The sequence below is a fragment of the Pseudanabaena sp. 'Roaring Creek' genome (assembly GCF_001402795.1).
GTDB lineage: Bacteria > Cyanobacteriota > Cyanobacteriia > Pseudanabaenales > Pseudanabaenaceae > Pseudanabaena.
This window is the reverse complement of record NZ_LIRE01000693.1, coordinates 1-10796: the sequence shown is the minus strand read 5'-3', so window position 1 is coordinate 10796 and position 10796 is coordinate 1. Positions and strand designations below refer to the sequence as shown.

The window sequence follows — 10796 nt, the reverse complement described above, 5'->3', positions numbered from 1 at the left end:
CAAACCCCAAGAATTGAATGGCGGCGCTTCGCGCCGCCATTCAATTCTTGGGGTTTATGTCCTAGTACAATTGGCGACAGCTATAAACACCAAACCCAGTAAGGTTTTGAGATTCCCAAAATGGCAACGCCATTTTGGGAATTGGTATTAGTTATGCGATTGCGTATCTATATCTGATTTCTTTCTCAACGTAATATCTCTGATCGTGACCGTAAAACCATCTCCTAATTTGACCGCTATGATCTGATACCATCCTGGGGGATGGAGGGGATAGTAGATCTCCTCATCCATCGAAGCGCCAGTCTCCACCACGTTAACTAGCTTTTCAAATAGTTTGCGATTAAATTTTTCTAAAAATCTTCTAACAACAAGTTTGCCAATCAAGTCTTCGCGGCTGCGATCGAAAAATCTGGCAATCATCGGATTTAGAACAAGACAGCGAAAGTCCATAATGTCACCCGTCGTCGGATCGCGCACAGCCTGTAATGCCGCGATGCCATCGGACACGCTATTTAAAACGCTAGTAACTAAAGCTCTAGACTGATATAACATCTCCTCAGTCTCTTTATGTCTGGCAATTTCATCTTGTAAAAAACGCTTCTGACGTTGAATCGTGAGTTGATTTTCTAGCCTCACTACAACCTCCTCTCGCTGAAACGGTTTGCTAATGTAATCAACGCCGCCAGACCAAAAAGCCTTTACCTTATCAAAAACATCATCTAACGCACTAATAAAAATCACAGGAATATCCCGTAAATCTTCGTCTTCCTTCAAGGCTTGACAAACCTGATAGCCATCCATCTCTGGCATTTTAATATCCAACAGGATCAAATCGGGACGCTTTACCTTCGCTGTTTTCAGAGCCATCCGCCCACTAGTAACGCTACGAACGTTATAGCCAAGTGTTAGCAATAGGTCGCTCAGTAGTTGTAAATTTTCAGGGAGATCATCTACTAGGAGGATATTGCCTGTTAGTTCAAGAGAAGGATTGTAGATCATGAATTAATATTGCGACTTAAACCTGAATCTAATCTATATAATTCATAGAAATATTGAGATTAAATGATTCTATAAACTATTTGTATTTATTTTAATTAGAACACAAAGAACTATTGTTTGTATGTAAATATGACAGGCTCGGTGAGGTCAATTAATTTCTCAAACTGGAAATTACGGGCTAGTTTAGTTAGCGATCGCGCTAGGGAAATTTCTTCTTCGGGAATTTGATCGATTAAACCCATCACAATATTTTTGTCCGCTTCCATTGCTGCTTTGTATAACTGCATAACCCAGCTTTCGGACATGATTTTTAAATTTTCAGAATTTAAGTTTATCTCTAGGGAAGAAGATTCTAGCTCTTGGGCGTGGGTGGGAACCTGTTCGTATAAATAGCGTACGCCAAGATGTTTCGCAAGGGTATCAAAAATCATCTGTTCGCTAAAAGGCTTGCGAATGAAGTCATCACACCCAGCCGAAAGCAGGATGGCTTTTTCTTCTTCTAAAACGCTAGCGGTGAGGGCAATTACAGCCGTGGCATTCCCTTTAAGGGTGGACTTAATATGTTTTGTGGCTTCATATCCATCCATGATTGGCATTCGCATATCCATCCAGATCAGATGTGGTTCCCAGCGATCCCAAATAGCGATCGCTTCTTGTCCGTTACTCGCCTCTTGCACCTCAAAGCCCATCGGTTGCAATAGCTTAATCAATAGTTGGCAATTAATGGGTTTATCATCGACAACTAAAATTTTGTAGGTGGGTTGATCGGGGGCAAGGGCTAAAGTCCGCATTTTGGGATTAGCATCGGCGATCGCTTCTTTCCCCAACTGTATGGGAATTTGGAATTGAAAGGTCGTACCTTGACCAAGTTCGCTAGCCACGGTAATCTCACCGCCCATTAATTGGACAAACCTTTGACTAATAGATAAGCCTAGTCCTGTCCCTTCTTGTTTTTCCTTTCCCGCTTGAGCTTGAGAAAACGAAACAAATAAATCTGACAATTCTTCAGGGGCAATCCCCACCCCTGTATCCTGAACGCTAAAATTTAAAGCACAGTCTTGTTCGGCAACATCGACAGTTGTAACGAGCAGCTTGACATTCCCCATTTTCGTAAATTTGATGGCATTGCCAAGTAAATTAATTAAAACTTGGCGGAGCTTAACTTCATCAATACGGATAAAACGCGGCACCCGATCGTCTTTCACAAAAATCAACTCTATGCCCGCATTGCTCGCCCTTAGTTGGAGCATATCCTCCAAATCTTCAAGGAGATAGTACAAATCGCAATTTTGCGTATTGAGCGTTGTCTTACCCGCTTCAATTTTCGATAGATCGAGAATATTATTGATTAATGTCAATAAATAATCACCACTGCGATTGATAATACTGACATTTTCATAATGTTCCCTTGGTAGGTCGTTCGTTCGCATCATGAGCTGCGAAAAGCCGATCACTGCATTTAATGGCGATCGCAGTTCGTGGCTCATATTGGCAATAAAAGTACTTTTAGCCTGATTGGCAGCTTCAGCCTTGGCAGCTAGTTCTAAAGCCTTTGTTTCGCTCTGGCGCAGCTCTATGGTGCGATCGAAGACCCTCTGCTCTAAGTCGGCATTAGCCATTTGCAAACGAAGATTGGCTTTACGGTTTTCAGCGACGATCGCGAGAACTGCCATGGTTGCGACGGCAATTACGCCCATGAAAATTTGTAAAAGTAGCAGGGAATCTCCCTGTTCCATTGCCTTGTAAAAAATCCCATACTTATAGGCTGTGGCAACTGAGGCGGTCATCCCCACAAGCATCACCAGCAAAGTTGTTAACTTTGCTCCAAATCGAAAAGCCGACCATAGTAATGGGGGTAATAATAGGTATTCGATCGGTTGGCTGTCATAAAAGGAAAAATAAGCTACGGCAATCAGACTCGTTATAGCTGTTAATACTTCCCAACTTCGCCAAGATGGGATGGCACTATCCTGAAGCGATCGCAACCATGCCAATACTAAGGGTGCAAAGAGGAGAACCCCCACCGAATCCCCAATCCACCAAGGCCAGAAAAAACTCCAAAATCCGCCCTTGATATACATACCCAGCAACATATAGCTAGTGACTCCTGTGATCGTCTGAAGTACTGTCCCACTAAATAACGAGCATAGGGAGAAGATAACTACATGGCGAACCTGCTTGAAGGGATAATTTGTACCTGTAAGGTACAAAATCAAAGAGACTGTGACTAAGGAGCCAATGGTCGAACCTGAAGCGGTGAACATTGCTTGAATTGAAAGCCCACTACGGTGGGAATTGAGATACAAAGCCCCTAAGAAAACACCCAACCAGCGCGATCGCCCCCAAACTAAAAGCAATCCCACAATTACCCCCGCTCCAGGCCAAACGGGGGATGGTCCAATACTTTTAGCAATAATTGTATTAGCCGTGATTCTAGACACCACAAAATAGGCGATCGCGATGCAGAGCATCTCCATCCACCAGCGATAATTTTTAAAATCCAAACCAAATCGAGATAGATTCCAATTTGAACGACTAGTTGAATCACTAGATATCGGTTGGTCAGATTGAGCGGGTTTCATCACTGCAATGTTATGGGCGAAGCTACTAAACTAATAAGAATATAGCAGCTAAATTCGTTCGGCGAGTTCGAGCCATCGCTCGGTCGATCGATCGATTTCTTGGGTTAACTCGGCTAAACGGTCGGACAGCTTTTGTAGTTCTTGATGTCCGCTGGGAGGATTATGATAAAGTTTTTTCTCCACTTGGCTTTTTTCTTCTTCCAGTTTGGGAATCTTTGCTTCTAGCGATTCGTACTCACGTTTTTCTTTATAGGAAAGTTGTGATGCTTTTTTGATCTCGGTTTTGGGCTTAGCGACTTCCGTCGTTGATGGAGTTAATGGTTTGGATGGAACTGAATTATTCGTTTTTTGCTCTTTAGCAGCTTTATGTGATAGTTCTTTGGTGACATTAGCATCCTTCTCTGCCTCCACTTCATCTTTTTTATATTCCAAGTAAACCGAATAATTGCCAGGATATAGACGAACTTCTCCAGCATTCTCAAAGGAAAACACCATATCCACAGTACGGTCGAGAAAATAGCGATCGTGGGAAACCACAATCACACAACCGTTAAAATCTTCAAGATATTCTTCTAAAACTGCGAGGGTCTGAACATCGAGATCGTTGGTCGGTTCGTCAAGAATTAAGACATTCGGAGCTGCCATCAATACTTTTAATAGAAATAAACGTCGCTTTTCCCCTCCAGAGAGTTTATTAATTGGTGCATACTGCTGATTGGGAGGAAACAGAAAGCGCTCTAACATTTGCGAAGCTGTAATCACGCTACCATCAGCAGTTTTGACTAATTCCGAAACATCCTTCAGATAGTCAATTACTCGCTGATTGCCATGTTCGGCGAGATCGTCCGAATGCTGATCGAAGTAGCCAAAATGGATGGTTGTACCAATTTCAACGGTTCCTTCGTCGGGCTGCAAACGTCCCGTGACGATATTCATCAAGGTGGACTTGCCAGCGCCATTGCTACCAATAATGCCGATGCGATCTTCGGGAGTAAAGTTATAGGAAAATCCCTTAATTAAAGTGCGATCGCCGTAGGATTTACCAATGCGATCTAGTTCGACTACTTTTTTGCCGATGCGCCGTCCTGCGGTAGTTATATCAACTTTCGCGTTAGCCTGTTTGAATTCAGTTGCTTGCAGGGCATGGGCGCGATCGATGCGAGCTTTTTGTTTAGTGCTTCTCGCCTTAGGACCTTTTTTGAGCCATTCCAATTCTCGTCGCAATAGTCCAGCATGTTTGCGCTGTGTGCTTAATACGGACTCTTCGGCTTCGGCTTTTTTTTCTAAATAATAGGAATAGTTGCCTGTATAGGAATACAGATCGCCGCGATCAATTTCAATAATCCGATTGGTAACTTTATCCAGAAAATAGCGATCGTGGGTGATCAGCAATAATGCACCACGATAGCGATTGAGATAGCTTTGTAACCATTCTACGGATAGGGCATCAAGGTGGTTAGTTGGCTCGTCCATTAATAAAACATCGGGAGCAGAGAGTAAAGCGGAGGCGATCGCAATCCGTTTGCGATATCCCCCAGAAAGGCTACCGATTTTCGCTTCGAGATCGTCAATTCCTAATTTGGTTAAGACGATTTTGGCATTGGTTTCCAAATCCCATGCGCCAGTCAGATCCATCCGTTCGGAGACTCGCGATAGTTGTTCTAGCAAACGATCTTGATCTCCATGTCCGTGGGTCAATTTATCGGAGATCTCCTCGTATTCCTTCACTAATGCCATCTGTTCGCCACTATCGGCAAACACTTGTTCCAGTACGGTATTTTCTTCATTTAAGTCTGGTTGCTGTGGCAAATAAATGATTTTGGCACTGGAATTGACCCATAGTTCGCCCCCATCGCTATGCTCCAGTCCCGCAATCATTTTGAGTAATGTAGACTTTCCCGATCCATTAGTGCCGATCAACCCAACTTTGTCGCCTTCATCGAGGCTAAAACTAGCATCCTTGAGGATTTCTTTGATGCCAAAGTCTTTTCTGAGCGATCGCAGTGTAAAAAGTGCCATGCCTTGTAATTTATGATCTAAATCTATGATCTTTATGTCTTAGTTTAACTGCACTGCGTCTAAGTACCTCAGCATAATTAAAATCCAGATCTAAAACCTGCGGTGCACGCGCAGCGTACGCCGCAGGTTTTAGGGTTTTATATTTAATTCAGCCCACTTACAGCCCACTTATAGCTACAGTCACTTAAATTAGGACAAATCAAACCCCAAGAATTGACTGGCGGCGCTTCGCGCCGCCAGTCAATTCTTGGGGTTTATGTCCTAGTACATTTGGCGATAGCTATACTTAGATGCATCTAGAAAAGAATATCCAAATAGAGTTATGGCGCTTCGCGCCATAACTCTATGCTAATTATCCCGCTTGGCAAGACCGCAACTTCTGACTGAAAAATAGAAGTAACAAGATTCCAGTTAACAATCCATAAATTGCACCAACGAGAAGGGTCAAAAAATACCCTAGGCTCTGCATTAACTGACTACCGATCATGACGCTGAGATACCAACTGAACGTAGTCCCGACCACCCACCACCCCGATCGCCTAAAGCTGTGTTTGAGGATCGTCCATTGAGCAAATCCTATCGACAGTCCGCGTAAGCAAGCATAGATAGCCAAAAGATCTACCGCATCTCCATAGGTCACTGCCAACCAAAAACTCGCCCAAGAACTAAAGGCTCCGCCCAATGTACCACCTACTAGAGTCACCCATAGCCAACCCATACCCAAAATTCGTTTTCTGAGTACCAACCACTGGGCAAGGGCGATCGCCATGCTCATGACTAAGAAACTTAAGATCACTCCCAGATTGCCAGGAATGTAATCGGTGACAAAAGCACTGATTATCCCACCAACTGCATAGGAGATCGCCGTAGCAGCAACCCACTGTAGCAAGAAACTCCAATGGAGTTTCTTGCTTATCGCTTTTAACCTAAACTTGTTTAACAAGGATTTGAGCCTAATATTTTGAGCTTAATAAATGCGCAGACTATACTTTCTATTACCAGGAACGACCGATCGCTTTGCTTGTGGGGGATTGTGGGCGGAGCTAAAAACTCTAGAATTAGTTAAAAAAGTTTGTCCTGCGGAGGTTGTCACCTATCGCCAGCGGGAAAAGGGGCATTTATGGCTAGACGATCTATTGAGTTCTCAGAATAAATCTAAAGACTTATCTAAAGACTTAGAAGATGTAATTTTCGTGATGAGTTGGGGATTTGATGTCGCTAAACTGGCGGCAAAACTAAAATCTTTCAATGCGGTTTATCATGCCCACAGCGCTGGTTATGGGTTTAATTTGCCCTCAAGTGTGCCAATTATTACAGTGAGTCGCAATACCCTTGGCTATTGGGGACAGCGATCGCCACACTCGTTATTATATTATTTGCCTAATGAGATTTCCGCTAAATTTTGTGATTTTCATGCCTTGGGGGATAATTTAACAAATGCATGGGGCGATCGCGATATTGATATATTGGTTCAGGCAAGGAAATCTTCGAGCTATCTACTCAATCAATTAATTCCTGCTCTCCAAAAACAATGCCGAGTGGAAGTAATCGATCGCTATGTGGAAGACTTAGAAGGACTATTCAATCGCGCCAAGATTTATCTATACGATTCTGCCGAATATTGGGCAGTTCAAGGGGTGACAGAAGGTTTTGGACTACAACCGATGGAGGCTCTTGCCTGCGGATGTCAAGTTTTCTCCAGTGTCAATCACGGCTTGTCTGATTATTTAGATCCTGCTTTTAATTGCTACAAGATCGCAGGATATTCTCCAGAATTTGATGTGCAACGTATTATGAAAGTCCTTAGTAGCGGACAAAGGTTATCCTTATCCCCACAGGTCTTAGATGAATACCGAGCAGAAAATATTACCGCTCGTCTGGTCGTAATTTTACAGGAGTTAAACGATTTTTTCGATCTCAAACCCTTCGTACAGCAGCATATCCTTGACCTAGGTTATCGAGAGATCTTAAAACTGCGATCGCAAAAACTATTTGCCAAATTATTTACTAAATTAAAAAAGAAATTGAAGTTTTAAGAAAATCCCCAGTAATCCACAGAATGGGTAGTGGCGCTACCCATTCCGTACAAAAAGACTGTGCAGTCCTAGCAACTTAGTCCTAGCAACTTATACCAATTCCCAAAATGGCGTTGCCATTTTGGGAATCTTAAAACCTTACTGGGTTTGTTTTTTAATTCACTGAAGTGTTGGCTCGCTTCAGTGAATTGGTATTAAGGTTTACTTAGGACACAAAACCCCAAATATGAGGGGCAGCGCGAAGCGCTGCCCCTCATATTTGGGGTTTTGCGCCTAGTGACTCAATCCCCATATTTCTCATCTGCAATTTTGGGGCTGGAGACAATTGTTAAGTATTACGTCAAAAGATTACGCTTCGTATATAGGTATATATTACAAGAACGTCTGTATGATAAGTTCTATATCGAAAGTTATAGAAAAAACTTATTTAATCTAAGTAAATCTAAATAATCTAAGCGAAAGTAAAGATTAGTCAAGAAAAACTCATATTTAGTTTGCATTCATATATCACATGAGAGGTAACGTGGTGACTAACAATAAATCTGTAGCGCTAAAACAAATTGATGTTCAAGGCGATTTAAGTGAATATGTCGCACATTTGCAGTTACACATGGCTTTACAAGCTCGTAACCTCGTCCCGAATTTAAGTGGCGATCGCACTCAAGATAGCCGTAGCAGGATGCTATCTAGTACCCAAGCCGATTTCGAGAGATTAGCTTCTCGCCTGTAGTTAACAAAAATTATCGAAAAATATCAAAAAACAAAAAAGGAGTTGCTTTGCAACTCCTTTTTTAAGAGCTTTTTAAGCGCTTAGAGGGGCTTAAGCCCATTTGTCCGTAGATTTTTTGGCACAATAGAAAAGTATTATCAACAGAAGTGGGCAACGCTTGCTGCTGTTTGTGGAAAAAAATCTATTTTGAGGTGTCATGCAAGCTGAGACGTTAGATCTGTTGGAATGGAATCGTTTATGTCAGCATTTATCAACATTTACAACGACAAAGCTGGGAGCGATCGCGGCAGCGCATATACCCATACCCGATCGCTATGAAGAGACGTTAGAGCTACTCACCCAAACTAAAGAAGCCTATGCCCTAGAGGAGCGAAATGCGGGTGTTTCCTTAGATGGGATCCAAAATATTACGGAGGCAGTATTTCGCGCTGAGAAACAGGGGATTTTGTCAGCTCTAGAACTATGGGCGATCGCTACGACTTTGGCAGGAGCGAGAAATCTCCGCCGTCAATTAGACAATGCTGATTACTGCCCCAATTTACAGATACTTGCCAGCGATCTGCGCACCTATCCTGATGTGGAACAGGAAATTTATCGCTGTATTGATGAAGGGGGAAATGTACTCGATCGCGCCTCGGAGCGTCTAGGAGAAATTCGCCATGAATTAACCTCGGTACGCGATCAAATTATGACTAAGCTGCAAAACATCATGCAGCGCAATGCTAGCTCGTTACAGGAGCAGATTATTACTCAACGCAACGATCGCTATGTTTTGTCGGTCAAATCTCCCCAACGAGATCGCGTGCCAGGGGTCATTCACGACACCTCTAGCACGGGAATGACTCTCTTTGTGGAACCAAATTCGATCGTGCAGTCCAATAATCGGCTCAGGCAATTGCTAAAAATGGAGCAAGCCCAGATCGAGATAATTTTGACGGAACTAAGCGCCAAAATCACAGCGATCGCAGAAGATTTGCAAAGATTGCTAATTATCGTTACCAAAATCGATCTGGCGGTGGCGAGGGCGCGTTATGCCTATTGGCTAGGAGGCAATCCGCCGCATTTTCTTGATCGGGAGGCGATCGTTTTGCGCCAATTACGCCATCCTTTACTCGTATGGCAACAGAAAAATGAGGAAGGTCGCGAAGTCGTACCTGTGGATGTGTTGATTTCCCCACAGATTTCTGTCGTTGTCATCACGGGACCTAATACAGGCGGCAAAACTGCAACCCTAAAAACTTTTGGCTTAGCAGCTCTTATGGCAAAGGCGGGCATGTTCATTCCTGCCAAGGAACCTGTGGAAATGCCTTGGTTCGATCTTGTCCTTGCCGATATTGGTGACGAGCAGTCATTGCAACAAAATCTTTCGACTTTTTCGGGACATATCCGCCGTATTGGCAGAATCCTCGCAGCCCTCTCGCCGCAATCCTTAGTTCTTCTGGATGAGGTAGGTGCGGGAACTGACCCCTCGGAAGGCAGTGCGATCGCCACAGCTTTGTTGGAATATCTGGGCGAACATTCACGACTCGCGATCGCGACAACCCACTTCGGCGAACTCAAGGCGCTGAAATATCAAAATCCGAAATTTGAAAATGCCTCGGTCGAATTTGATGATGCATCCCTTGCGCCAACCTATCGCCTACTATGGGGAATTCCTGGACGTTCTAACGCCCTCGCGATCGCAGGACGGTTAGGATTACCACAGGACATTCTCGCAGCCGCTCAGGTGCGCGTGGGTATCGGTTCTGCCGAAATGAATGATGTGATTGCCGAACTGGAAGCCCAGCGTCGCGAACAAACCCAAAAGACCGAAGCAGCCGCCCACTTACTCGTCGAAACCGAACGCTTACATAAGGAAATTCTGGATCGTGCCGAAATGATGCGATCGCAGGCGAAGGAACTGCGCGATCGCCAAGAAAAAGAGGTCAATGCCGCGATCGCTCAAGCCCAAAAGGAAGTTGGAAGGGTGATTCGTAAATTACAGCAGGGTGAGCAAGCGGCGACGGATGTCCAGCATACCGAAAGAAGGATCGAGGAGCTGACGAAACGTCATTTGCCAGAAATGCCTCCCGAAAAGCCCAAATTAACCCTAAATATTGGCGATCGGGTGCGCATTCCCAAATTTGGCAAAATCGCGCAAGTCCTGACAGTTCCCAATGGTGCGGGGGATTTTTCCGTGCGGCTTGGTCAGATGAAGCTATCGGTAAATTTGAGCGACACCGAGCCGCTCTAGACAAGATCTAGAAAATAGACTTCTTGCAGAACTGAAAATTAATCCAGAGGAGAGAAAGTTTTAGAAGCAACAAGAGCGACTTCAAAGTTATAAATGGCAGCAATCAAATTACAACGCAAACCAAAACGACGACGATTACGATAAGGTAAAGAGAGAATTTTAAAGGCTCAATAGGTGTTTCGGGGAGGTAAAGAAAG

7 protein-coding genes and 1 pseudogene are annotated in these 10796 nt (G+C 43.8%); 3 read left to right on the top strand and 5 right to left on the bottom strand.

Features of this window, described 5'->3' with window-relative positions; translation table 11 throughout:
- Nucleotides 1-147 precede the first annotated feature (147 nt).
- The 4 genes from AC805_RS19695 to AC805_RS19680 form a co-directional block, all read right to left on the bottom strand.
- On the bottom strand, nt 148-999 hold the full coding sequence (locus AC805_RS19695; RefSeq protein ID WP_055076982.1) for a response regulator: 852 nt from the start codon (nt 997-999) through the stop codon (nt 148-150).
- A gap of 110 nt (nt 1000-1109) precedes the next feature.
- On the bottom strand, nt 1110-3581 hold the full coding sequence (locus AC805_RS19690; protein WP_055076981.1) for an MASE1 domain-containing protein: 2472 nt from the start codon (nt 3579-3581) through the stop codon (nt 1110-1112).
- Nucleotides 3582-3629: 48 nt separating this feature from the next.
- Complete coding sequence (locus tag AC805_RS19685; RefSeq protein WP_055076980.1) at nt 3630-5600, bottom strand: ABC-F family ATP-binding cassette domain-containing protein; 1971 nt, start codon at nt 5598-5600, stop codon at nt 3630-3632.
- Nucleotides 5601-5952: 352 nt separating this feature from the next.
- A complete protein-coding gene (locus AC805_RS19680; RefSeq protein WP_055076979.1) occupies nt 5953-6489 on the bottom strand; it encodes a hypothetical protein in 537 nt (178 codons plus the stop codon).
- 85 nt (nt 6490-6574) lie between these two features.
- On the opposite strand from AC805_RS19680, the gene AC805_RS19675 reads away from it, so the two are divergent.
- The 3 genes from AC805_RS19675 to AC805_RS19665 all read left to right on the top strand — a co-directional run bounded on the left by AC805_RS19675 (nt 6575) and on the right by AC805_RS19665 (nt 10599).
- Nucleotides 6575-7636, top strand: coding sequence for a glycosyltransferase (locus AC805_RS19675; RefSeq protein ID WP_055076978.1), 1062 nt, complete (start codon nt 6575-6577; stop codon nt 7634-7636).
- Between the two features lie 511 nt (nt 7637-8147).
- On the top strand, nt 8148-8366 hold the full coding sequence (locus AC805_RS19670; RefSeq protein WP_055076977.1) for a hypothetical protein: 219 nt from the start codon (nt 8148-8150) through the stop codon (nt 8364-8366).
- Between the two features lie 196 nt (nt 8367-8562).
- The gene (locus AC805_RS19665; RefSeq protein WP_055076976.1) at nt 8563-10599 is read left to right on the top strand and encodes an endonuclease MutS2; all 2037 of its coding nucleotides are present in this window, start codon (nt 8563-8565) and stop codon (nt 10597-10599) included.
- 38 nt (nt 10600-10637) lie between these two features.
- Here AC805_RS19665 and AC805_RS25805 read toward each other — a convergent pair.
- A pseudogene (locus AC805_RS25805) lies at nt 10638-10763 on the bottom strand (IS5/IS1182 family transposase); the annotation flags it as partial.
- Nucleotides 10764-10796 lie beyond the last annotated feature (33 nt).

Coding starts and splice junctions, on each gene's coding strand:
- AC805_RS19695 (WP_055076982.1), bottom strand. CDS start 999: ATGATCTACAATCCTTCTCTTGAACTAACAGGCAATATCCTCCTAGTA.
- AC805_RS19690 (WP_055076981.1), bottom strand. CDS start 3,581: ATGAAACCCGCTCAATCTGACCAACCGATATCTAGTGATTCAACTAGT.
- AC805_RS19685 (WP_055076980.1), bottom strand. CDS start 5,600: ATGGCACTTTTTACACTGCGATCGCTCAGAAAAGACTTTGGCATCAAA.
- AC805_RS19675 (WP_055076978.1), top strand. CDS start 6,575: ATGCGCAGACTATACTTTCTATTACCAGGAACGACCGATCGCTTTGCT.
- AC805_RS19670 (WP_055076977.1), top strand. CDS start 8,148: ATGAGAGGTAACGTGGTGACTAACAATAAATCTGTAGCGCTAAAACAA.
- AC805_RS19665 (WP_055076976.1), top strand. CDS start 8,563: ATGCAAGCTGAGACGTTAGATCTGTTGGAATGGAATCGTTTATGTCAG.